Source organism: Lujinxingia sediminis (genome assembly GCF_004005565.1).
GTDB classification, from domain to species: domain Bacteria; phylum Myxococcota_A; class Bradymonadia; order Bradymonadales; family Bradymonadaceae; genus Lujinxingia; species Lujinxingia sediminis.
Genome location: NZ_SADD01000001.1, coordinates 1,230,529 through 1,255,229, shown reverse-complemented (window position 1 = coordinate 1,255,229; position 24,701 = coordinate 1,230,529). Strand labels below are relative to the sequence as shown.

The window sequence follows — 24,701 nt, the reverse complement described above, 5'->3', positions numbered from 1 at the left end:
ACACTCACGCTCACAGTCCTCCCAACGATCCTCCCAGCCCCACCTTGCGCAATCGTTCTCGATTTGATCGATTGGCCGCCGACGACAGCGATGAGACCCGATGAGAAAGGCGAGGGCGATGAAACCGACCACGATGATGGCAGATCTGACGTTGAGCGATGAACTCCAGGACGTAGATCTGGGCGATAAACGGCGCAACGAGCGTTTTGTTAAAATCGCCGGACGACTGGCCGCGCAGCCCGATAAATCGGTTCCTGATGCGATGGAAAATCACGCTGAGGTTGAGGCGTACTATCGCCTGATGAGCAACGATGCGGCCGAGCACCAAACCCTTCTTGAGCCGCATTTTGAAAAGACTTCGCGGCGCAGCGAGGCGTCGCAAATCGTGCTGGTCGCACACGATACCACCGAGTTTGCGTATGCCATTCACGACGAGCCATCTCGGGAGAATCTTGCGCGCCTGCGGGCGAATCAGCAGGGCTTTCTCTGGCACGCTTCGCTGGCGGTGAGCGCCGATGGAACCCGCGCGCCGCTTGGCCTTGTGGCCAGTCGCCCCTACGTGCACGCCTCGCAAATTAAAGACCAGGAGACGCTTGATTTCTGGCGCGCGCAGAACGGTCTTCTGGATAATGAACAGACCCGATGGCTTGACGCCGTCGAGGCCTCCGAGGCCCGTCTCGAAGACGTCGACGAGGTGATTCACGTCATGGATCGCGAGGGCGATGACTTCAACACGCTCTTTCCGATGGTGTTCTCCGGCTACGGTTTTGTGGTGCGTATGACTGGCGATCGCAGCGTCTCCACCGGCCCAAAACGCAGCGAGAAAGCGCCGCTTGAGGCGGTTCTCGAGGAGGTCGAATGGTCGAAATCGATCCGCACCGTAGAGCTCTCCGCCCGGCCCAAACGCAAGGCCAGCAAGTCGCACCGCGCGCGTCGTTTCCGCAGCGCTCGTCTCAAGATCCGCGCCACCCGGGTGGAGCTTCGTCGCCCCGACAATCTGCCAGCGGCCAACTCTCCCGCGCGCTTCGGTGTGAACGTCGTCGAGGTCAGCGAGATCCGCGCACCTAAAGGCGAAGATCCGGTGCGCTGGCTGCTCGTCACCGACCGCCCGATCGACACCGACGAGGACTGCTGGCAAATCGTCGATTGGTACCGCGCCCGCTGGCAGATTGAGGAGTATTTTAAAGCACTTAAGACCGGCGCGGCCTACTCCAAGTTGCAGCATCGAAGCGCTCAAACGCTGCTTGCCGCGTTGAGCGTCAAGGCGATGGTCGCCTGGAATCTTCTCGTGATCCGCTACCTCGGCCGCAACCACGAAGACGTCGAAGCCAGCGGCTGGATCACCTCCGCACAGCTTGCGATTTTGAGGATGAAACGCCCCAAGATCATGAAGCGAAAAGCCACCGCCGGACGCATCATGGCGGCGGTTGCCTCGCTTGGCGGCCACATCAAAAACAATGGCCCTGCGGGCTGGCAGGTGCTGGGCCGAGGCTGGGCTCAACTGCTGGAGTTGGAGCAGGGATTTTTGATCGCGAGGCAGATGATGGATGAGATGTGATCAATCATGAGAGCTGTAGTGCCCCCCATAAATCAAGCCACCAACTCGCCAAACTGAGCACCATACTCAGCCGGTGATTTATACCCGAGCGCCTGGTGGGGGCGCTGGGTGTTGTAGAACTCGACCCAGCTTTCAATCGCCTTTTGTGCCTGCGCAAAGGTCTTGAAGTTAGTCATCCAGATGCACTCGTCTTTCAGCGAACGGAAGAAACGCTCAATCAGCCCGTTCTGCTGCGGCGTATACGGCGTGATGAACTCCTGAGTCAGGCCATACTGCTTGCAACTTCCAGTAAACGACTTCGACGTGAAGACCTTGCCATTGTCGCTGCGCAGCACCGGCCGCGACTCACCGTTCGGGTAAATTAGGCCAAAACGCTTTAAACAGGCGCTCTCCAGGGCTCGCTGCGCCTCTACGGCACGACCTCGGCGAGCGACGTCGATGCCAACAATCTCGCGGGTGCAGCAGTCAATCACGGCCATTACGCCAATCCAGCCGTCCTGCTCGCAATACAAACTCGTTGCGTCCATCGCCCAGCGTTCGTCAGGTTGTGAGGCCTGAGAGATGGACTGAGTCACACCCGGGCGAGGCGTATTTACGATGCAGCGGGCCTGCCAGCCATTCTCGCACATCAGGCGTTCCACGCGTTTTTTGTTGATGCAAAGCAGGTCTCGAAAACGCAGCCACGCCCAGATTCGGCGGTAGCCCCAGGTCGGGTACGTTTTGACGAGCTCCTGCATACGCTCCACGAGCTCCCGCTTCTCGCGCTCCTTCTCAAGATTGACGACCCGGCGGCTCACACCCTTTTTCTGCCGCCAGACCGTCGAGCGGTTCAGCGCCAAAAGTCCGCACAACCTGCGCTCGCTCACGGCCGGGTGACGTTCCATCAATCCTCGGAGCTCCACCCTGAGCCAAAAGGGTCCAGCTTGGCCATGTGGTGGACCTCCTTGATGATGTCGATGTCCGTCACCAGCTCGCCAATCTTCTGCTGCAGCTTCGCGATTTGGGCATCTTTGCGCTCAATCTCTTCCTTCGGGCGGCTCTTCAACCCATTCTCACCCGCATCCAGGAAAGTCTCGTACCACTGCTCAATCTCGCTGGGCTTTAGGTCGTACTGGCGCGCAGCCTAGTTCACCGTCGTCTCCCCGCGGATAATCTGCAGCACCAATGCGGTACGGCGCTTCGAGGTCCATCGCTTGATATCTTCCGGCAACTCTTCGCTCATCTCACCCTCGTCAACTGACGTCCTGGCCAACACCCAACCCGATTCTGACAGGTTTGGTCTGGCCAGGCACCATTGTCGTAAGGGTGGCTTGATTGTCAGGGGGGCAGAATATCGGGGGCGTCGAGGCCGGACAGGAGCTGAACCGATCCGTCCCCTAAGTGAGGGTGATCACCTTCGGTTTCCCCTGAACACGAGACCGCTGGGCTTACCGACCTCCGAGTCGCTCACGCCTCCACCGCCGGCACTCCCGAACCCACCACAATCTCGGGCACCCCCGAACATCCCTTCTTCGTGCCGGCGCGCGGCGAGTATGTGGCGATGGGGGAGCTTGAGGCCGGGGTGATGCTGCGTACCACCGACGGCAGCCCGGCCCGCGTGGTGGGTTCGGAGCGGCGTCAGGGCAGCTTCGAGGTTTTTAATTTTGAGGTCGAGGATGCCCACAACTACTATGTGAGCTCGCCGCGGGGAAGTCCCGGGGTGTTGGTGCATAATACGTGTTTTCGCGGGATGGATAGTGCTCCTGGTTGGCGTGGTAAACTCAATTAGGGTTATACGTTCGAACGTCATGGCGCTGGCTCAAAGAAAACCAACAAATTGGTCGTTCAAGCCGCATCAGAAAACGAGCCGCAGGGCCAATGGTTAAACAACAACTCAGCGGCCGAACGTATTTTTGAACAGGCACAATTTATCGACCTTATAGAACCGACGTATGTTTCAATTCCAGATGGACTGGGGCAAGTCGTGATGCCTGGCGGTTCTGTCGTTTTAACTACGAGGGCGATAGTCGTTCCAAATGGTAGAGGAACGGTCCGTAGTGTATATCCCACTACGGATAAGCAATGTGGAGAGAGGTGTATATGTTTCAAATGTCGTTAGAAGGGGCTGTGCCTATTAGCCTTCAAAATCAGAGGATGCGTATTATGGATCCTCATCTCGACAACCATTTGTCAATACTTAGTGAAATTTGCGATGCGCTACATGACGCAGGCACTGTTTCATTTTGCGTTCAAGGATTCGGGGAGGCTCGGTGGCGTGTAGACGTTGGTACCGACCTTCTAGTAGTTATGGAGCAACTCCCCTCACTATACAGTTGGATTGTTGACAGCGGTCAGGGGGATTTTGTCTTAGATTTTTACGAGCAAGGTGTTGAGCGAACGCTTGTGTTTAGCAAATTCGAAAGTCGGTTAAAGATTACCGGAAGGCGATTAGCCTCATTAAGTCCACTGTGGAATCCTACTGTCGCCGAGGAGTATGTCGACATAGGAAATTTTAGAGGCCTAGCCAGAAGGCTAATGTGCAAGTTTCTCGAGCTGGCGGAAGATTTATATCCTGAAATCTCCTCTCACCCTTGGATGGTCTCGCACTTCGAGCGGATAATGCCATGTTGACGCGACAGCGACGTGTTTTAATATTTTATGCGGTACTTGTGTTGGCTAACGGTGTCTCAGCATAGTATTACGAAAAAGCCCGCCCCTCTCACAAGGGTAGGTTTTTTTTACTTCAATAGACCGCCCTCACTCACAGCCTTTCCCAAATTCTACAATCACTCGCAGTCTTTTTGCCTTAAGCATACAATTCCCCCACCACTCGCCTTCTCAACCAAACCCTCCCCCACCACACGCCTTCATGCGGCAGGGGAGGGCACCACCTTCAGTTCACCGTCGCCGAGATCTCGAACTGACCGCTAACGCCTTCGATCCACGTATCCGTCACCAGGTCGTAGGTAAGCGCCGGCTTCGGTGGCCGTGAACGTCACGCTCTCCGCGCCTTCGCCGGGCAGGTCGGAGGCTGCCTGGTAGGAGGCGCGCTCATCACCACAATCGCTGACGAGGTAGAGGGCCATGTCGTTAGTGGCGTCGGCGAGGTTGCTCACTGTCGCGGTGAGAATTTTGCCGCCAGCCAGCACCACGGAGAAGATGGCGTCGGCGTCGGGGCCGGGGGCGTCGAGGCCGGATAGGAGCTGAACCGATCCGTCATCTAAGTGAGGGTGATCACCTTCGATTTCCCCTGAACACGAGACCGCTGGGCTTACCGACCTCCGAGTTGCTCACGCCTCCACCGCCGGCACTTCCGAAACCAACACCATCTCGGGCACCCCCGAGCATCCCTTCTTCGTGCCGGCGCGCGGCGAGTATGTGGCGATGGGGGAGCTGGAGGCCGGGACGGTGCTGCGCACCACCGACGGCAGCCTGGCCCGCGTGGTGGGTTCGGAGCGGCGCCAGGGCAGCTTCGAGGTTTTTAATTTTGAGGTCGAGGGTGCCCACAACTACTATGTGAGCTCGTCGCGGGGACGTCCCGGGGTGTTGGTGCATAATACGTGCACTTTTACACCTCGAAATTCGCGAACCGGTGTTGCTACTGGTCTTCGCGATACTACACTGAACGGTCGGAATTGCTCAGTAAGTTCTGTTCATGCGTGGGATCGCGGGCACAAATCAGGGATAATGCCATCATCGACTGGTGTTTCACAAAACAGTTTGGAGTCGGCGATCGTGCAAGAACTGGATTCTTTTGTGGAAGCAGGTGGGTGGGCCCAAGCCCCACGAATTTTGATCGCACCATTAATGTTGATGGAAATCCATTCGGCTATAGAACTGTGTCTTTGGCCAATGGCGAGACTCGGGTTGTTACGCATTGGGTGGATCCGTAGTTGCATTTAGAGCCGCAGCGAAAAAACATAACCTCCATCAAGCAAGGGGCGAGGATTGCGTAAACGTCACAGCGTTAACCCAATGGATGAACTTCGAAACGTGTATATTGATGACGGGCCCGAGTGCGCGTCAGAAGTTGTGTCGGGACTTTTTGTTACTGAGTTCAAACAGCTTGAGTGGTTGCCTCTTGATGGAGCTAGGTTTGCGCTCGCCTGCGTGAGCCTTGCTATACCAACATTAACGTTGCTTAGTTCGGTTTGTGTGTATTTATCTATGTATTTTCAAGAGCTCGACGAGGATATCTCACGGTGTCGCGAGCTTATTGAGGAGGGTTCAATAGACTCTCTCCTGCAAGCGAGAAGGCTATTAATGGCAAGCATCCTTAGGCTCGATGGCTTGGTTGACTTGTAGATTATGTGGCCTGGGTCTGCGGTTTTATATGTCTGCATATAAGGTAAGCATTTTCCGCTATGAGCATGGCGTGTCGCGACACAAAGTGTAAAGAGCTCGACCCTCTTACAGGGGTAGGGCTTTTTTGCTTCAATAGACCGCCCTCACTCACAGTCTTTCCCAACTTCTACAGTCACTCGCAGTCTTTTTGCCTCAAACATACAATTCCTCCACCACTCGCCTTCTCCACCAAACCTCCCCCACCACACGCCTTCATGCGGCGGGGGAGGGCACCACCTTCAGTTCACCGTCGCCGAGATCTTGAACTGACCCGTGACGCCTTCCGTCCAGAAATCCGTCACCAGGTCGTAGGTAAGCGCCGGCTTCGGTGGCCGTGAACGTCACGCTCTCCGCGCCTTCGCCGGGCAGGTCGGGGCCGGCCCGGCAGGAGGCGCGCTCATCACCACAATCGCTGATGAGGTAGAGGGCCATGTCGTTAGTGGCGTCGGCGAGGTTGTTCACTGTCGCGGTGAGAATTTTGCCGGCAGCCAGCACCACGGAGAAGATGGCGTCGGCGTCGGGGCCGGGGGCGTCGAGGCCGGATAGGAGCTGAACCGATCCGTCCTCTAAGTGAGGGTGATCACCTTCGGTTTCCCCTGAACACGAGACCGCTGGGTTTACCGACCTCCGAGTCGCTCACGCCCCCACCGCCGGCACTTCCGAAACCAACACCATCTCGGGCACCCCCGAGCATCCCTTCTTCGTACCGGCGCGCGGCGAGTATGTGGCGATGGGGGAGCTTGAGGCCGGGACGGCGCTGCGCACCACCGACGGTAGCCTGGCCCGCGTGGTGGGCTCGGAGCGGCGCCAGGGCAGCTTCGAGGTTTTTAACTTTGAGGTCGAGGGTGCCCACAACTACTATGTGAGCTCGCCGCGGGGAAGTCCCGGGGTGTTGGTGCATAATACTTGCCGATTCCCAGGCGACCAAAGCCAAATTAAACATATCTTTCGTAATGATCCCGGACATCTCGCCGACACGCCCGCGAATCGTCGTTTATTGATTGATGTGGCTGATGACCCTTCTACAACTTTAGGAACGGACCGATTTGGCAACCTGTGGTCAGCTCGCACGTTGGATGACAATACTCAGGTTTGGGTATCGTCTCGAAACGGTGTAGTCCAAAACGGTGGTAGAAATGACACGCCTAGAACTTTTAACCCCGAGACCGGGCTATCAAGGAGCTCCAGATGACTGCCACAAATCTTACCTCAAAGCAGGCTTATAAAGCGATGTATGTGTTTCTTGATGACATTTACCAACGGACTCGATCTGACACTCTTGGCGCCTTACTCGGAAGTATGAGCCTCTTGGCGGACGGGGAAACAGCAGATCCGGCCATCTGGCGTGATTGGGAAAATGCAGTCGCGACGGTTCTCGATAGCCCCGAAAACGTAAACATTGATTTGAAATTCATCAAACCACCCCAATGACGAAACGGCTGCGCTTAATATATAAACTTTTGAGCAAAAGGCGCTAAATCGCCAGAGTGCATTCGTGCAAGTGTTGCGTGCACGTAACCGCAAGCCAACAAAGATGGCCTGGCATCCTATTCGCGTGACACGTCACATATCAGCCTCGCACTCTTTCACTAAGACAACAAAAAGCCCGACCCCCTCACAGGGATCGGGCTTTTTTACTTCAATAGACCGCTGTCACTCACAATCTTGCTACACCACACGTTAACACTCAAAACCTCCCCCACCACACGCCTTCATGCGGCAGGGGAGGGTACCAACCTTTAGTTCACCGTCGCGGTGATCTCGAACTGACCCGTGACGCCTTCCGTCCAGGAATCCGTCACCAGGTAGTAGGTGCCGGCTTCGGTGGCCGTGAACGTCACGCTCTCCGCGCCTTCGCCGGGCAGGTCGGAGCCGGCCTGGCAGGAGGCGCGCTCATCGCCACAATCGCTGATGAGGTAGAGGGCCATGTCGTTGGTGGCGTTGGCGACGTTGCTCACCGTCGCGGTCACCGTTTCACCGGCGGCCAGGGCGATGGAGAAGGCGGCGTCGGGGCCGGGGGCGTCGAAGCCCGTGCAGCCTTCGTAGCCCGGGTCGAAGTGGTTGGTGTAGTTGGCGAAATCACCGACGTACGCCACGCCGCTGGTCAGCGGTACGGCGTCGGGGCAGACGTTGCCCACCGGCGGGGTGCAGGCCCCGTCGGCGCAGCCGGAAGCGCAGGTCTGGGTGATGAAGCCAGAGCCGTCGGCCGCGCAGAAGTTGAGGTTGCCATCCACGTCGCAGAAGCCTTCGGTGGGCAGGCAAGCCGCGCGTTCAACGCTGATGGCGATGTCGGCCGTGCCCGTGACCTCATTGAACGTCGAGTCGTAGGAATCCATCACGATGAAGTAACGACCGGCCGTGGGGACGCGGTAGGTCAATGTGGCGGTGTCGCTGTAGGAGCTGGCGACCGTGCCGGCCACGCATGCATTGGCCATCGTTGCGCTCTCGGAGCAGTCCGTGGTGATCCACACCAACTTCTCGAACTCGTCGGTGGTCATCGAGGCGGTGATGACATCGTTCTTCACCGCGTCGACGTAATAGATCATGTCGGGGCCGGTGCCCTGACGTCTGGCGCAGGAGAGGCCGCTGCCCAGGTCGGGGTCGTAGTCACGGGTGAAGTCATCCATATCCACGGTGATTTCGATGCCCTCGTTCACATCGAGCGCGCCCTCACAGGTGTTGTTGGCCGGACGGTTGCACGCGTCACTCGCGCAACCCAGGGGGCAGTCGAAGGTCTCGTAGACGCCCGTCTCGGTGCAGAACTGCAGCGTCGTCTCATCGAGACAGACCTGCTCGCCAGGCACACATTCGGCCACATCGAAGTCGAACTCGACGATGTACATCTCCTGCGTGCTCGAAGACCCGTCGACCACGGCGTAGTAGATGCCGCCGGTGGCCGAGAAGAACTCGACGAACGCGTCGGGCTCGTTGCGATCGTTGGCAAGGCACGCCTCCATATTCTCGCAATCTTCGACGATCGAGACTTGCGGCTCGTTCGTGTTGCGCGTCGAGCGAGCCCGCACACGCACGATCTGACCCGGGTCCATCTCCAAGCGGTAGACCGCATCGCGACCAAAGGCCGAGGAGCTGCCGCAGCGGTTGGTGGAGCTGCCGTAGTCATTCTCGAACTCGCTGAAGTCATCGTAAATGACCGTCGGACCGCTGATAAGCAGGGCGTCGGCGCAGGTGTTGTTGGGCTGGGCCGGGCCCGCGCAGAAGTCACGCTCGCAGCCAAACTCACAGGTGGCCTGGGTATCAAAGCCGGTGCCTTGAGCGTTGCAGATGCTCACGGTGCCACCCTCACAACGCGACTCTCCGGGCAGGCAGACCTCGCCATTTTGCGCCGGCGTTACGTTGAAGGTCAGCGTACGCGAGGTGGACGAGGGGCTGGAGCGCAGCTCATCGACGACCACGTAGTAGGTCTGCGACTGGTCGGCGACAAAGGAGAGATCCCAGTTGCCAAAGGCCGCGGTGCGGCAGGTGGCGTCGACCTGACCGGTGCAGCTATCGAGCACGTACATCAGGATGTTGTCGGCGTTGAAGGACGAGGAGGTCTCAAAGTCCACGTCCAGACGGTCGCCGGCGGTGAGCTCGATGCTGTAGACGCGGTCCGGGCCAATCGGCGCATAACGCTCCGAGAGGTAGCAGCTTGAGTTCGCGCTAAACTCAAAGGAGTTGGAGGCTCCGGCAAGCTCATGAGCCACAGTCTCGCCGCTGGTCACCGGGATGGCGTCGAAGCAGAGGTCGCCTTCCGGCGGCGAGCACTGCCCGGCGACGCAACCCTCGGCGCAGGCGTAGGAGCGAAGGATGCCGCGATCGTCGCAGTACTCAATCGCGCTTCCGTCGGCCGAGCAGCTCGTCGCGCCCGGGGTGCAGGAGTTGAGCGCGGTGAGCTCCACGCTGAGCTCGTAGGTGCTCGTGCTCAGGCTCGTGGCGCGGCGGTCGACGACGATGAAGACGGTCTTGTCTTCTTCGGCGATGTACTCAAAGCCGCGTGGGGTGCTGGACGTACCCGACGAGACGCCCTGCGCAAGGCAGGTGCCGATGTCGCGGCAGTCTTCGACCAGGTAGGCCATGCCTTCGGAGGCGTTGGAGGTGAAGTTCACCAGCATCACGTCGCCGGCGCGCAGGCTGACCTCGTAGAAGGTGTCCGCACCGTGGGTTTCGTTGGACGAGGAGAACTCACAGACCCCGGTGCTCGCCGTGTTGTAGGCGCCCAGGTTGTTCTGGCCGTTGAAGTCTCCGGTGTAGACCTGGCCGGGGACCACGGCAATGGCATCACCACAGGTTCCGCCCATGGGGACTTCGCAGCGGTCGTTGACGCACTGGCCCTGGCAGTCGGTGACTTCGAGCACTCCGTACGCGTTGCAGTACTCAACGCCGGTTCCGTCCGGGGTGCAGCGGGTGATGCCGGTGGCGATGCAGTCGGGCTGCATGACCTCAACCTCAAGGGTGTAGTTGGTGCTCGTCGAGGAGGACTGACGGTCGGCCACGATGTAATAGGTGCCGTCTTCGGTGATGGGAATGAAGACGTCTTTCGCACCGGCGCGGAAGTGACCGTTGGCCATGCAGCTCTCGATCTGGCCGCACTCGCTGAGCACGTAGAAGAAGCTCGAGGTGTCGGTGGTGCTGTAGTTCACCCTCAGCACATCGCCGCCCGAGGCCTGGACCGAATAGATACGGTCGTAGCCGCTGGTGGCACTGTGGTCGAAGGTGCAGGCACCATAAGCGCCGGAGCTAAAGCCAATCTCGTTGGAGAGGCCGGAGACGTTGTCGCTTACCGCCACGCCGTCACCGGGCAGCGGAATCGCGTCGAAGCAGCGGTCCCCCTTCGGAGGATTGCAGGTCAGGTCGGCGTTGCAGGACCCGTCGCACTGGTAGTCGTCCTCAAAGATGCCATCCTCACTGCAGAGCTGGATGTTGCCGCTCTCCGCGTGGCAGCGACGCTCGCCAGGGGTGCACTCAGCGGGAGTGACGGTGGCGAAGATGGTCTGCTCTCCAAAGCTGCCGTCATCATCCAGCACCACATAAACGCGGCGGGCCTGATCGGCGACGTAGCGCAGATTTTTGTTCCCGTAGGTAGGGTTCGAAGAGCCATTAAGGGACTCGCTTACCTGGCAGCTTGCCATTGTAAAGCAGTCTTCCAGTACCATCAGCTCACTGCCGTAAACGGTGCCTTTCTCGACGAAAACATTGAGCACATCTCCCTCTTCAAGGTCGACGTAACGGTAGGCCTCGCCATAATTATCGTTGCCCGAGATGGAGCATTCTCCGGACTCATCCGAGCCCGCGTTGATCCAGCTCACCGAGCCCTGAGTAAGCGTGCTCTCCTGACCGAGAACAAGGGGCAGGGCATCCTGGCAGCTCTGACCGTTGGGAGTTTCGCAACGCCCCGCGGAGCAGGAGCCACTGTTGCAGGCGTAGGTCTCGAAGAAGTTGTACTCGTTGCAGATCTGCAACGAGGTGCCGTCCGCGCTGCAGCGTTGTTGGCCCGGGGTGCACTCGGGGGTCTGGTAGTCGGCAGTGAGGGTGAACTCACGTTCATCAATGGAGCCACCGCTCTTGTCGACGACCACGTAGATGGTGCGGTCGCGGTCCGCCACAAAGGTTGTAGTGCTCTGGCGATCGGTGCGCGCCAGGGCCACGCAGGAGTTGGCCTCACCACACTCACCCAGAAGGTAGACGTAGGCGCCGAAGACCGGGGTATCCAACTCGACGGAGAGGGCCTGACCGGCAGGCACGAAGATGCTGTAGATGGTCTCCGGACCGGCGAAGGTGTTGGCGAACTCACAGTTTCCAGCCTGACCTTCGGCGGGCTCAATCTGGTTGGTGCCCATGAAGGTGCCCGTGGTGGGCTGGCCGGTGACCAGGGGGATGGCGTCGAAGCAGGCATCACCCACCGGCTGGTCGCAGGCAGCGCCTGAGCAGGTGCCGTCGCAGGGGTAGATGTCGTAGACGCCCTCATCGTTGCAGCGCCCCAGAGTGCGACCGTCGGCCAGGCACTGCAAGGTACCCGGCGAGCAACCCGGGGTCTGGGTGGCGACATCGAGGAGGTAGTAGCGGCTGCTGGAGTCGTTGGCACGGGAGACGACCACATAGACCGTCTCATCCTGGTCGGCCAGGTAGCTCACCTCGGGGCTGTAGCCCGTAGCGGAGAGCGCTTCGCAGGTCGCGGAGCCCTGACCGCACTCGCCGGTGATGTACATGAAGAAGTCGGAGGCGCCGCTGCGCAGTTTCGCGGTGAGCAGCTCGCCCTGACGGACGTCGACAGCGTGCACGCGGGTGATCCAGTCGCCGTAGTCTTCGGCTTCGCCGACCAGCGAGGTGAAGTCGCACTGGCCCTGAGCAGCAAGGTCGAGCGGCACCGACGCGCTGCCCTGGAAATCGCCGCGGTAGGTCTGACCGGCGGTGAGCATCACAGCATCTTCGCAGATGCGCGCATCGGGGGTGCCACAGCGCCCGTCGGTGCAACCATCGGTGCAGCGGTAGGCGTTGTAGTCGCCCTTGCTGTCGCATACGGCCAGGGTCTCGCCATCGGCCATGCAGTAGGCGTCGCCTGTTGCGCAGCCCGCATTGGTCTCGGTGATGGCGAAGTAGATATCGTACTCGCCACCGCTCGTTGAGAACTGAGTATCCACCACGACAAAGAGTGTTTCGTCTTGCGTCGCGACGTGCTCCAGCGTGTTCGTAGACTCAGTTGAGTCACCGGCGCTGGCTATGCAGCTGTCATAAACACCGCACGCGTCCTGCATGTAGAGGAAGTGATTAGACCCGGAGCTCTCGACGTGGAGGCGCTCCCCGGCGCTCAGACGCACTTCGTAGAAGGCGTCGGGGCCTTCGGTGTCGCGCGCGCTTGAGGAGGCGCCCGCAAAGCAGCCGTTGATTTGCGCGGAGGGCGGGACCTCGAGCGCGTTGCTCATCTGACGAAGATCGCCCGAGAAGGAGCTCGTCTCGGTGACAAGCTGTGATGTTCCGCAGGTGTCGGCCGGGGCGCTGGCGCACGTGCCGTCATTGCAACCTGTGAGGCATTCGTAGCTCTTCCACTCTCCGGCTGCGGTGCAGTACTCAGCCGTGAGGCTATCCATGCAACGGCGCTCACCGCGGGTGCAGGTCACATCGACGACGTTGAACTCAAGCACGTAGCCTTCGGATGCGGTAGTCGTTGCGTTGTAACGGGAGGCCACGACAAAGACGGTTTCGTCTTGCTCGGCAAAGTGCACCAGGCTGAGGTTTTCGTCACCGCGCAGGGTGTTGTCGGAGCAGCTTTCGGCGGCGCCACATTCGGTGAGAATGTAGTAGACGCCGCTGTACGCGCTGCTGACGCCGGAAACTTCCAGCGCCTGGCCGGCGCGAAGGTCAACCGAGTAGATGGCGTCGGGACCCAGCACCGGATCACCCGCCTGGTAGCCGCCAAGGGGGTTGGAGAAGTCGCAGGCACCGAGGACTTCGCCGGGGATTTCCAGGGTGTTGGAGCGGCCGTTGAACGAGCCGGCAAATACGTCACCGTCGACCGCCGGGATGGCATCGAAGCAGGCTTCGCCGCGCGGTGAGTTGCAGGTGGAGCCGGTGCAACCCCCGGCGCATTCGAAGTTGGCCGGGGCGCCTTCGGGGCCGCAGTAGGCCAGGGTGTCGGTGTCGACGCAGCCCAGAAGGGTGCCAGGGGTGCAGGTGGGCAGGGCCAGGGAAACGTCGAGTTCGAAGGTGCCGGCCTGGTCTTCATCGGAATCGACGATGATGAAGTAGCGGCCATCTCGGGGGACGGTGAGCTGAATGAACTCGTCAACCGCAACGCCGGAGTCGGTGCCAGCGAGGCAACGCTCGGCGGCGCGGCTGCAATCGGTGGTGATCCACAACGCGGCGTCGAACTCCGTGCTGAGTTGCGCGGTGATCACATCACCGGCGGAGGCGTCCACAAAGAAGGTCGCGTCGCCACCTCGAGCTCGCCCGCCGGTGCAGCCTTTGGGGTTGGCGCTGCTGTCCGGGTCGAGGTCGTTGGTGTAGTCGAGAATCTCGCCCTGGAAGCTGCCGCCTTCATTGAGAATGTCGATGGCGTTGCGGCAGACCTGGTTGGTGCCCAGGTTGCAGGCGGGACCACGTTCTTCGGGTTCGGTTTCGGTGGCTTCCTTGAGGAGGGCGTCCGGGTTGCAGCCGAAGTTGCATTCGCGCACGGTTTCCAGTTGGGTGCCGGAAGCGTTGCAGCGCATAAATGCGTCGCCATCACATGCGGTGGCTTCAGGCGTGCACACAACCTCACCCGAGGTGATGCGAATCTCCGCATCGCCGGTGGGCGTGGTCGACGACGAGGCGACGACCAGCAGGTTCTGAGGGCCGGTGGTCTCGTTGGTGTAGACCAGCTCTTGCTCAAAACGGCCGTCGAAAAGCTCGGTGGCGGTGGTCTGGGCCTCAAGGCAGCTCAGGTCGGCGTCGGCGCAGTCGTCGAGGACGAGCAGGGCGGCGTGGTCGCTGGTGGTGATGAGGTTGGCCTGCAGCGCGTGCCCGGCCGGGAGGGTCACCGAGTAGACGACCTCCGGACCAAAGGTGCGCGAGCTCTCCGAGACACTGAGGCAGCTCTCGCCGGCCTGGACATCGCCGCCATCCAGGCTGACTTCGTCCTCGTAGACACCCCAGTCAATGATGCCGGAGAAGTCGCCGGAGGCGTCGATGGGGTTGAGGCAGGTGTCGCCGTCGGGACGCTCGCACAGACCGCTCTCGGCCACACAGCCGTCGAGGCAGGTTTCTTCTTCAAAGCCGGTGCCCTGGGCGTTGCACACCCGGGAGACGCCTTCGGTCAGGCAGACAGCGACGCCGGGGGAGCAGATGAGCGGGTCGATGCTCAGGTCGATGTTGAAGTTGCCGCCGGTGTTGTTGGCCGGGCCCTTGACCACGGCGAAGTAGGTGCCGGGGGCGAGCGTCTGGCGGATGCGCTGGATGACGCCGGCGCCGGGGGTGAACTGGCAGGCCTGCTCGCTGAACGCGGACTCGCAGGTTGTGCGCAGCGAGAGGGTCAGTTCGACCTCGGAGGAGGGGCGAAGGTTGAGCTCGACGCGGCTGCGCTCTTCGACCTCGAAGGTGAAGACGCGCTCGCCAGCGGTGCTGCCGTCTTCGGCGCAGCTGGGCTGGATCTGGAAGCTGGTGCTGTCGGAGGTGTCGCCGCTGGCGGTGTCGCCGTCTTCGAGCAGGACGGCGGCCGCGCAGACGTTGGCGACGGCTTCGGGCACCACATCGGCCACGATCTCGTAGCGAACACCCGGATCGCGGACCTCGCCGGCGTCGCGAACTTCGATGCGGTGCACGCCCATCTGGGCGGCGTTGCGCAGGCGAGCGAAGGAGGCCACGCCGACCTCATTGGTGGTCTGGCGGCTGAGCTCAGCGCCGTCGACGCCGAAGATGGCGACTTCGAGCTGGCCCAGGCCGCGATCTTCGGAGACGGTGCGCACATCCACCACGAGCGTGCCACGCACGAGGCCGCGTCCCAGGGTGTTGAAGGTAAAGACGTCGACATCGGCCGGGCAGATGCCGGCGGAGGTCATACCCTCTTCGGTCTGGGCCAGCTCGGTGGCGCTGGCGGCGTCGTCGTTCGGCTCAAAGGCGTCGGGCACGCAGGCCACCGGGTCGACACAGACGCCGCCCTGGCAGGCGCGGTCACCGGCGCAGTCAAAGGCGCTGGAGCAGCCGGCCGGGTTCTCTTCGCAGCTCACGCTGAGCGCGTCAGCGTCGTAGTTGCAGATCTGGTTGCCTTCGCAGGCAGCACAGGCGTCGGCTTCGGGCTGGCAGCTGCCCGCCACGCAGTAGGAGCCGTCGGTGCAGTCATTGATCTCGGCGCAGACTTCCGGGTCGACGCATTGGCCGCTGGCGGGGTCACAGACGCCGCGGGCACACTCGTCGTTGTCATCACAGAGGTTGGCCTGGCAGGTGTTGTCGGCGGCGCAGAAGAACCCGTCGGCGCACTTCTGGTCGGAGCCTTCACAGTTCTCGGCGTTCACGCAGGCGCGCTCATCGACCGAGCAGACCCCGCGGCCATCGTCACAGGCGAGTTCGTCGCAGAAGGCTTCTTCGGTGATGCAGATGTTTTCGGCGCAGACGAAGCCCTCAAGGCAGTCTTCTCCCTGGGTGGAGATGGCACAGGCCGGGGCGTTTTCGCAGCGGCCGGTGGCCTCGGAGCACTGACCGCGATCGCAGGTCACGTCCTCGCAGCTGGCTTCCTGGCAGACGCTGTCGTCGCCACAGAAAAAGCCATCGACGCAGTCTTCGTCGATGGCGCATTCGCCGGCGTTGACACACTCCCCGGCCTCGCAGACGCCCCGCTCACAGGTCACGTCTTCGCAGAGGTTGGTCACCGGAGGATCGTCATCGGGGCCGCAGGCCGCCGCAAAGAGCGTCAAACTGCTCAACATCACGATCGTGAACCACCGGCGCAGATCCTGCGCATCCGGGGTCCAGTTTCGAAGGGGGGGCCGCTGCATGATGACTCCTCACGTCTAGGGTGCGCCTGTGACCACATAATGGGGAGCAATGTCGAGATTGCTCGCCAGTGAGCCTGTGAAACACTTAACTTTCGCTATGTTAGCGGGAATATGTCGCATCGAGTACGATGGGGAAATTGAATATCCCTGTCAAGAGCATTGCAGGATGACTGCAATTTTACAGAAATAGCGCAATCGCCGGACCGAGAGAGAGCTCTGCCACTTCACCCAACGCGGGGGCGGTGAAGCGACGGGTTGGAGAGGTGTGACGTTGTGTGAATTCAGGCCAAAAAAATGCGCCGGCGAAGGATCGCCGGCGCATGAAGACCATTGGAAAAACGTGTGATCGATTAAAAGATAAGAACCTCCAACTCGAAGCGTCCGGCGAGTTCTGCGTCGTAGCTGTCGACGACCAGGATGTAGGAAGCGCTCTCAGGCGCAGTGAAGCTCAGGGTCTCGTCGACGGGGCCGAAGGCGTCTTGTCCGGCCAGGCAACTTTCGGCGTCTCCGCATCGCTCAAGCATATAGAGCGCGAGGTCGGCCTGAGCGCCCTCGATGTTTCGGACGACGGCGTCGATGCGCTCGCCAGCGTCCAACGTCAGCTCAAAGAGGGCCTCGGGGCCGGGGGTGTCGAAGCCGGTGCAGCTGGGGTAGGCGAGGTTGAGGGAGTTGGTCAGAGAGGCCAGATCGCCGGTGGTGGTGCCGGAGGTGGCCAGAGCGATCACGTCATTGCAGATATCACCGCGCGGCAAGGTGCAGGCGCCATCAAGGCATCCGCCATCGCAGGGGTAGTCGATAAAGCCGCTGCGCTCCTCGTTGCAGACGCCCAGGGTCTGCGGGTCGACGCAGGTCGTCGAACCCGGCTGGCACTGCGGGCTCTCCACCCAGATATCCACGCTAAACTCGCCAGTGGCAGCCGGAGCGCCGGCGTCGGCGTAGATGTAGTATCGGCCGGCATCCCTTGCCAGGAACTCAATGACCTGGACCTCGCCAGCGACCGAGCCGCGCACGCCGGCAACACACTCACCGCCCCCGTCGCCTTCGACCGCGCAGCCCCGGCTGATCCACAGCGAGCGGTCCGCCTGATCGGAGAGCATCGCCACGATGATGCGCTCATAGGCCAGGGCATCCACCGAGAAGACCGCCTCCGGACCGAGCTCTTCGCTGCCGGTGCAGCTCGATGCGGCCTGCGGAGAGTAAAGTGGCGTATACGCGCTGAGATCCGCCTCAAAACTGATGCCCGCGGTCGCGTCCATGGCCTGGGCGCAGGTGTCATTGGGAGGCGGCAGGCAGGCCCCCGACGCGCAGCCGAAGTAGCAGGATTGCGTATCGAACCGTCCGAGCCCATCGCAGATTTTGAGGGTGTCTCCGTTTTCGCAGACGTTCTGGCCGGGCACACATTCAGCCTGCCCGATCTCGAAATCCAGGGTGTAGAGCACCGAGGAGTAGAAGGTCGTATCAACCCCGACGTAGACGGTGCGCGCGCTCTCGGCGGCGTATTCGACGGTGTTTTGCGTGCCCATCGGGCTGCCCGACTGGCAGGAGGCCTCGGCGTTGGCGCACTCCTCAAAGAGGTAGAGCATCGCCGAGCCACTGGCCACGTTCATCGCGACCCTCAAGACCTCACCGGCCTCCAGGGGAATCGCGTAGAAGGCGTCGGCGCCGTAGCTATTTACGCCGATGCAACTCGACGAGGGCAAGGTGAGGTCGTTGCTAAAACGCGTGAGGGTGTCGCTGACGCGTTGGGAGCGCTCGATGACCATGGCCGCCTCGCAGGTGTCGTTGAGCTCTGCGGCGGGCGGTGGGGCGCAGCGATCGCGGTCGCAGCCGTACTCACAGGTCACCAGCGCGTCGATCTGGGTGCCGTGGTCGTTGCATCGGGCCAGGGTCTGGCCGTCGGGCTGGCAGTAGGGCTGGCCGGGCTGGCAGATGCCACCTCCACTGACGATCCGGGTGCGAAGCGTGAACGCGCCGCTCGACCAGGTATTGGGCGTATCGACGACCAGATGGTAGACGCCGCTCTCCACGATGGTGAAGGACTCGCGGGAGGTGCGCGTGCGCCCGACGACGCAGGCCTCATCGACGGATTGCTGGCAGTCGTTGAGCAGGTAGAGGCTCAGGCCGCTCACCGGGCTGACGACGCTGGCCTCCAGGATGTCGCCGGCGCTCAGGTTCAGCGCGAAGACCGCGTCGCGACCGGCGCCGCCGGCGGGCTGCGCGTACAGGCAGTCCGCATCGCGCGGGTCGATCTGAGGGCTGAAGTCGATGAACTCGCCAGTGAACTCATCGCCCGGACTCAGAGCGATGGCGTCCAGGCAGATATCGCCCGAGGGCAGCTCGCAGAAGCCGCCCAGGCAGCTTCCCTCGCAGTCAAAAGACTCCCAGACGCCAAACGCGTTGCAGTACGCCACCGAGCCTGCGTCGGCGCTGCACTGACGAGCGCCGTACGTGCAGCCGGGAAGCTCGGTGGCGATGGTCAGCTGGTAGGTTGCGCTGCTCGACCAGCTGCTGGTGGTGTCGACCACAAGTACCGCTTCCATCGCCTCCGGGGCGACGAAGAAGAGCTCATCATCGCGCGGATTGGGCTCGGCGAAGAGACAGCTCTCGATCTGAGCGCAGCTCTCCAGCAGGTAGAGCAGGGCGGAGGCGTTGGTTGTGGTCATCTTCGCGCGCAACACCTCCCCGGCTTGCAGCGAGACGCGGTAGTAGGTGTCTCGGCCGCGCGGGGGGCGGCTCTCGAAGTTGCAGAACCCCACCTGACTCTCCTGCGTGCTGATGTCGACGGTGCCAGCCCAACCGCCGCTGAAGGTGCCGCCGGAGGTGGCGTCGATCATATCGATGCAGCGATCGCCGGTGGGGTTGACGCATGCGCCCTCCACACAGCCCCCGTCGCAGTGGATGTAGTCGTAGACGCCCAGCGCGTTGCAGACCGCCAGATTCTGGTCGTTGTCGGCGCAGGCGGTGCTGCCGGGCTGGCAGCTTCCGGGCGACTGGACATCCACTGCCAGGGTGTAGTCAGCGATGCTGGAGGCGTAGCGACTGTCGACGACCAGCGTGTAGCTGCCCGTGTGTGGGGCCTGAAAGTAGAGCGTGCCGGGCCCGGCGTCGGTCAGTTTGCTCAGGCAGGTTGAGCTCTCGTAGCAGTCGTCGAGCACATAGAGCAGGGCACTGGTGAGCGTGGTGGAGAGCTCGGCTCGCAACACCTCGCCAGCGCTCAGCGCCACGGTGTAGACCCCCTCGGGGCCCGCTCCCGGACTGAAGCCAAAGTCGCACTGGCCCACCTCACCGCTTCCCGGGGTGATGGCCGAGGTTCCGGCGAAAGACGCGTTCACAATCTGGCCGCTGGACAGCGCGATGGCCTCGGCGCAGCTTCCGCCATCGGGTGCGCTACAGCGGTCGTTGAGGCAGCCTCCCGAGCAGGGGTAGCTTCCCCAGAGACGATTGGCACCGCAGCGCTCCAGCGCACTGGCGTCTGCGGAGCATTGTTCCTGACCCGGGGTGCATTGCGGGTCGAGCACCTCAACTTCAAGACCAAAGCTCAGCGTGGAGGTGGAGCTCGAGGTGCGATCGACCACCACGAAGTAGCGGCCGGTGTTCGGGGCCACAAACTCGAGGCTCGGCTCCGATCCGCTCTCAAAGCGCAGGCAGGCGTTGGCGCCCGGGTCGCAGCTCTCAAGCACCGAGAGCGTTTCGCCATAGGCCGATGAGGACAGCGAGGCGCGAAGCACCTGGGAGGCCTCCAGCTCAATGGCGAAGATCGTATCGACGCCCGAAGTTCCGGTGGTTCCGACGTTGCATTGGCCAGCCTGCTCCTCGGGGGGATCGATGTGATTGCTGCCCGAGAAGTCGCCGCTCAGCGTGGTGTTGGCGCCGATCGGGATCGCGTCCTGGCAGATATCTCCGCCGGGCACCGCGCAGGCACCATCGCTGCAACCGTTTTCGCAGGCGACGGCCCGCAGGCGACGCTCCTGCGCGTCGCAATAGGCCAGCACATCATCGCCCACGCACACTGGTGCTCCGTTCGCACAGGTGCCGGTCTCAACGGTATAATAGAACGTGAAGGGCGCGCTCCCGCTCGGGAAGGTGGAGGTGCGGTCCAGCGCCACCACGATCGTCTCGTCCTGCTCCGCCGTCAGACGCAATTCGCCGCGGCGGCCGTTGGTCTGGCTGCGGGCGCGGCAGCCAGCCGGGCTGCGGCAATCATCGAGCACGTAGAGGGTGGCGTCGGCCGAGGGGCTCTCGAAGTACGCGGTCATCGTCTGGCCGCCGCGAAGGCTTATCTCCCAGAAGCGGTCGGCCCCCGGGGTTGCCCGGCTGTACCCACCTCCGATGCAGGCGGCGGGCGGATTATCCCCGAGATTGAAGTCGCTATCGCCTGTGAGGTCCCCGCGGGCGACCGATCCGTCGGCCAGGGGCACAGGTTCCCAGCACGACTCCCCGGTGGGGAAGGTGCAGGCGCTCTCCTCGCAGCCCACCCCGCAGCGGTACTCGTCGTAGGTGCCATACTGATTGCAATAGGCCAGGGTCGCGCCATCCGGGCGGCAGGTCTGGGTGCCTGGCGAGCACACCTGCGGCTCCACACTCACCCTGAGCTCAAAGCTCTGCGTGAGCGGGCTTGCCACCGTGCGGTCGACCACCAGGTAGACGCGCTCGGGATCGTCGGCGACGTAGTATAAGACGTCATCGTCGGGAGACGCCGCGCTCACACACCGCGAGGTGTCGGTGCAGTCGTCGACCAGGTAGAGCAGGGCGGTGGTGGCCGTTGTGTCGAGCTCGGCGCGCAACACATCGCCTGCCTGCAGGTCGACGGCGTAGAGGGTGTCCACCCCCACGGCCTCGCCGGCCACCTCGTCACAGCCCTCGGTGGGGTTGAGGCTGTCGCTGCCCATCCAGGTGCCGGTGGCCGATTGGCCATCTGTCAGCACGATGGCGTCCCGGCAGATGTCGCCACGTGGTGTCCCACAGACACCGGCGGCACAGCCTCCCTCACAGCGGTAGGGCTCGTAGAAGTTTGAAGGATCGCAGACCCCCAGCGTGGCGTCGTCGATGCAGGCCACCGGGCCCATCGCGCAGCCCGGGGATTGCAGCGAGGTCGTCAGCTCAAACTCCGAGGAGCTCGGCGCCCCGATCACCCGGTCGACTACCACGAAGATGCGCTCATCACTGCCGCCGGCGACGTACGAGAGCGTGTGGTCGCGGCCCTGTCCGCTGCCGTCCTTGCAGCTCGCGGCGACCTCGCAGTTGGTCATCAGGTAGGCCAGGGTGAAGGCGTTTTCAGACGCGACCTCCACATCCAGGCGTTGGCCCGCAGGCACGTCGATGGCGAAGATCGTCTCGGGACCGGCCCCGGAGGCGTCGAGCTGGCAACTTCCCACCGCATCGGTGCCCAGATCGAGGGCATTGATGCCGCGGAAGTCACCTGTGACGCGTTCGCCCACCGCGATGACACGGGCGTCGGCGCAGATATCACCGGAGGGCTCGGCACACGCGCCTTGATCGCATCCTCCAGTGCACGTGTAGCTCTGCGGCTGGCCGAACCCGTCGCAGTAGCCGAGCTCGGTGGCGCTGATGCAACCCAGAAGCTCACCGGGCGTACAGCTCGGGGAGAGCACCGCAGCGCTCAAGGTGAACGCTCCGGCGGCCGCCGCCTGCTGCGCACCAACTCGGATGAAATAGCGGCCGGAGCTCGGTGCCACAACGCGCAGCTCCTGGTCGCCGGGCATCGCGTTGAGCTGGGAGGCGGTGCAACTTCCGGCAAAATCATCACAGCGTGTGGCAAGCTCGATCGCCGCCTCAAATTGCGCGTCGAGGTGAAGGTCGAGCACCTCTTCGGCCAGCACGTCGACATAGAAGAGCGCGCCGGGGCCAGCGAGAGCATCATCACAGCCTTCGCCGCCAGCATGTCCGGCGTAGTCGTCGATATGAGCCTCAAAGACCTCTCCATCTCGCAATGCCACAGCCCCTTTGCACACGTCATTCTGCACCGGCGTGCACCGGTGGAGCTCATCTGGCGAAGCCGCCTCCTGGCAGCCGAAGGGGCAGCTTCGCTCGCTCAGGTAGGCTACCCCCGCGGGACTGCAGACCTGCAGGGCGTCCCCGTCGCAGCGGGTTGTGCCCGGCTCGCAGATTACGTCGCCGGCGAGGACGCGCAGCGGGGCTTCTTCGGCGATCTGGGCCTCGCCACTGTCGGCGACCACAAAGACGGTGCGCTCCACGGCGGAGGCGTTGGTGTAGACGACGCTCTGCTCAAAACGCCCGTTACGCTCGGGCTGGCGGCTGTCCGCGCCGGCCAGGCAGCTTGTGGCGGGCTGCAGGCAGTTCTCCATGATGTAGAGGGCGGTGTTGGCGATGTTGCTGCTGAGCCAGCCCTCTACGGCCTGCCCGGGGCCGAGCGTGACGCGGTAGACCGCATCTGCCTGGGAGGTCGAGCGGGACTCGGTGTTGGCGGGAAGGCAGCTCGCGCTACCCGGGTCGTAGTCCGGCGAGAGCTCTCGCCAGCTGACACCCCCCTCAAATCCACCGGTGGCGTCGATGGCTGCCGAGCAGCGGTCGCCCTCACGGACCACACAGGAGCCGGTCTGCGCGGAGCAGCCCTGCTCACAGCTTTGCGGCGCGAAGGCCGTGCCATCTTCAAGGCAGACCTCGGCCTGCTCATCGCCCACACAACGGCTTTGACCCGGTGTGCAGCTCAAATCCCTGATGGCCAGCGTCAGGTCGTAGGCGCCGCGCTCGGTGGCCGTCTCTCCCTGGACAATGGCGTGATAGACACCTTCGCGGAGCGTCATCTCCAGCGCCTCTCCAGCCACCACCTCTTCGGCCAACGCACACGCCAGTACGCCGCTCGGGCGGTCGCATCCCTCCCGAAGCACCAGGCCCAGCGCCGAGCTGGAGTTGGAGCGCAGGCTCAAGCTCACGCGCCCCGGACGCTCCAGCACAAAGCGATACGCCCGGGCCGGCGAGCTCGCGTCGAGGCAGGCGCCGGCCTCGATGCCCTGGGTGGCGTCGGTGGTGTCGCCCGGGTGGATGCCCGGCTCAATCGTCTCGGCCCCGGCACAAAACGCGGCGGTGCGCTCCTCAACGAAACGCCCAAAGAGGCTATAGCGAAGCCCGGAGGTCGGCGCGTCCGGGGCCGGGCGAACCTCCACAGTGTAGACGCCCAGCTCAAAGGCCCGCACCTCTTTTTCCAGCCGCACAACGCCCTGCGCGTCGCTCTGGCCGCCGGCAACCTCCTCGCCGCCGGGGGCGAAGAGACGCACGTCGAGACGTCCGGCCCCCAGGTCTTCCGTCGCAAGGCGCAGCTCGACGATCGCCACGCCCCGGATCAAACCCTGGCCCTGCACATTGTACGTGAAATGGTCCACATCGCCTTCGCACACCGAGGCCCATAGTTCACCATCACCGGATAGCGCGGCGTTGAGGTCGGTGGCTTCACTGGCGAGGTCGTTGGGCTCGTAGCTGTCCTGGCGACAGCTCACCATGTCGACGGCCGCGCACTGCCCGGAGCGGCAGACGCGTCCGTCCAGACAGTCGACTGAGCGCTCGCAGCCGAGGACGTTCTCGCGACAGAGCACCGTGGTTGTCGGTCCGTCCACATCGCAACTCTGGTTGCCCTGGCAGCTCCGGCAGGCGTCTTCGGGGGCCTCGCAGCTGCCCTCGACGCACCACAGCCCGTCGAGGCATTCCGATTGCCCCCGGCACACCTCAGCGCTGACGCATTCCCCGGACGAGGGCTCGCAGACGCCTCGCCCACACGTGACCCCGTGTTCGTCACAGACGTTGGGCTGGCAGGTGGCATCGTCGGCGCAGTAGAACCCTGCGAGGCAGCGGGCATCGTCGCCGTCGCAGCGCTCGGCGTTAACGCACGCGCGCTCCTCCACCGAGCAGGTGCCGCGCCCGCAGCCCAAATCGGCGCAGAAACCAGCCTCGCTCACACAGCCTCCCTCCACGCAGAGATGCTCCGCCAGGCAGGCCGTCGCCTCGTTCAGGGAGCTGCACGCCACGTCGTTGACGCACTGCCCGCTGGCCGGGTTGCAGATGCCGCGCGCGCAGCTGACGCCTTCGCAGAGCCCTGCCTCCGCGTCGGTGCATGCGCCGTCGATGCAGTTGAACCCCGCCAGGCAATCCTCCGGTTGCGCGCAGCTCGGCGCGTTCTCGCAGACGTTCTCGGAGGAGCATGCCCCCCGCTCGCAGGGAGCGCTGTCGCTGCATTCCAGCCGCGGCTCTTCGCCCCCACAGGCCACGAACCCCATCCACACGACAAGAGAGACAAAGAGACGCGAGACACGCATGGCACAGGCCTTGGAAGCGACGGGCAGGGTGCCCGGGTGAACGACTTAGATAAGCGTCACCACCGTCGC

9 protein-coding genes and 2 pseudogenes are annotated in these 24,701 nt (G+C 62.6%); 5 read left to right on the top strand and 6 right to left on the bottom strand.

What is annotated here, in order from left to right; translation table 11 throughout:
* Window positions 1-118 precede the first annotated feature (118 nt).
* Window positions 119-1,558, top strand: a complete 1,440-nt coding sequence (locus tag EA187_RS05105) for an IS4 family transposase (RefSeq protein ID WP_164856009.1) — start codon at window positions 119-121, stop codon at window positions 1,556-1,558.
* Window positions 1,559-1,590: 32 nt separating this feature from the next.
* On the opposite strand, the gene EA187_RS05100 is transcribed toward EA187_RS05105, so the two are convergent.
* Together EA187_RS05100 and EA187_RS20590 are read right to left on the bottom strand one after the other, a co-directional pair.
* A complete protein-coding gene (locus EA187_RS05100) occupies window positions 1,591-2,442 on the bottom strand; it encodes an IS3 family transposase (RefSeq protein WP_115602596.1) in 852 nt (283 codons plus the stop codon).
* Window positions 2,442-2,603, bottom strand: a complete 162-nt coding sequence (locus tag EA187_RS20590; RefSeq protein WP_206524189.1) for a hypothetical protein — start codon at window positions 2,601-2,603, stop codon at window positions 2,442-2,444. The genes EA187_RS05100 and EA187_RS20590 overlap by 1 nt, the downstream gene beginning before the upstream one ends.
* A 435-nt stretch (window positions 2,604-3,038) precedes the next feature.
* Between EA187_RS20590 and EA187_RS05090 the strand changes: the two are divergent.
* Window positions 3,039-3,326: pseudogene (locus EA187_RS05090) on the top strand (Hint domain-containing protein); the annotation flags it as partial.
* Window positions 3,327-4,464: 1,138 nt separating this feature from the next.
* Here the strand turns inward: EA187_RS05090 and EA187_RS21190 are convergent.
* The gene (locus EA187_RS21190; protein ID WP_488226191.1) at window positions 4,465-4,686 is read right to left on the bottom strand and encodes a hypothetical protein; all 222 of its coding nucleotides are present in this window, start codon (window positions 4,684-4,686) and stop codon (window positions 4,465-4,467) included.
* A gap of 94 nt (window positions 4,687-4,780) precedes the next feature.
* On the opposite strand from EA187_RS21190, the gene EA187_RS21130 reads away from it, so the two are divergent.
* The gene (locus EA187_RS21130; RefSeq protein WP_115602599.1) at window positions 4,781-5,440 is read left to right on the top strand and encodes a Hint domain-containing protein; all 660 of its coding nucleotides are present in this window, start codon (window positions 4,781-4,783) and stop codon (window positions 5,438-5,440) included.
* A 654-nt stretch (window positions 5,441-6,094) separates the two neighbouring features.
* Here the strand turns inward: EA187_RS21130 and EA187_RS05075 are convergent.
* Window positions 6,095-6,379: a PPC domain-containing protein gene (locus tag EA187_RS05075; RefSeq protein ID WP_164856007.1), complete on the bottom strand. Its 285-nt coding sequence runs from the start codon at window positions 6,377-6,379 to the stop codon at window positions 6,095-6,097.
* Window positions 6,380-6,545: 166 nt separating this feature from the next.
* Between EA187_RS05075 and EA187_RS21125 the strand changes: the two are divergent.
* Both EA187_RS21125 and EA187_RS05065 read left to right on the top strand, forming a co-directional pair.
* A pseudogene (locus EA187_RS21125) lies at window positions 6,546-7,073 on the top strand (Hint domain-containing protein); the annotation flags it as partial.
* A complete protein-coding gene (locus EA187_RS05065; protein WP_115602603.1) occupies window positions 7,070-7,312 on the top strand; it encodes a hypothetical protein in 243 nt (80 codons plus the stop codon). The pseudogene EA187_RS21125 and the gene EA187_RS05065, both read left to right, overlap by 4 nt.
* Before the next feature lie 308 nt (window positions 7,313-7,620).
* Here the strand turns inward: EA187_RS05065 and EA187_RS05060 are convergent, their stop codons facing one another.
* Both EA187_RS05060 and EA187_RS05055 read right to left on the bottom strand, forming a co-directional pair.
* A complete protein-coding gene (locus tag EA187_RS05060) occupies window positions 7,621-16,344 on the bottom strand; it encodes a PPC domain-containing protein (protein WP_127779386.1) in 8,724 nt (2,907 codons plus the stop codon).
* A gap of 350 nt (window positions 16,345-16,694) precedes the next feature.
* The gene (locus tag EA187_RS05055; protein WP_127779385.1) at window positions 16,695-24,632 is read right to left on the bottom strand and encodes a hypothetical protein; all 7,938 of its coding nucleotides are present in this window, start codon (window positions 24,630-24,632) and stop codon (window positions 16,695-16,697) included.
* Window positions 24,633-24,701 lie beyond the last annotated feature (69 nt).

What these genes read in the sequence shown, in the direction of transcription:
- EA187_RS05105 (WP_164856009.1), top strand. Translation starts at nt 119, where the DNA reads ATGAAACCGACCACGATGATGGCAGATCTGACGTTGAGCGATGAACTC.
- EA187_RS05100 (WP_115602596.1), bottom strand. Translation starts at nt 2,442, where the DNA reads ATGGAACGTCACCCGGCCGTGAGCGAGCGCAGGTTGTGCGGACTTTTG.
- EA187_RS05065 (WP_115602603.1), top strand. Translation starts at nt 7,070, where the DNA reads ATGACTGCCACAAATCTTACCTCAAAGCAGGCTTATAAAGCGATGTAT.
- EA187_RS05060 (WP_127779386.1), bottom strand. Translation starts at nt 16,344, where the DNA reads ATGCAGCGGCCCCCCCTTCGAAACTGGACCCCGGATGCGCAGGATCTG.
- EA187_RS05055 (WP_127779385.1), bottom strand. Translation starts at nt 24,632, where the DNA reads ATGCGTGTCTCGCGTCTCTTTGTCTCTCTTGTCGTGTGGATGGGGTTC.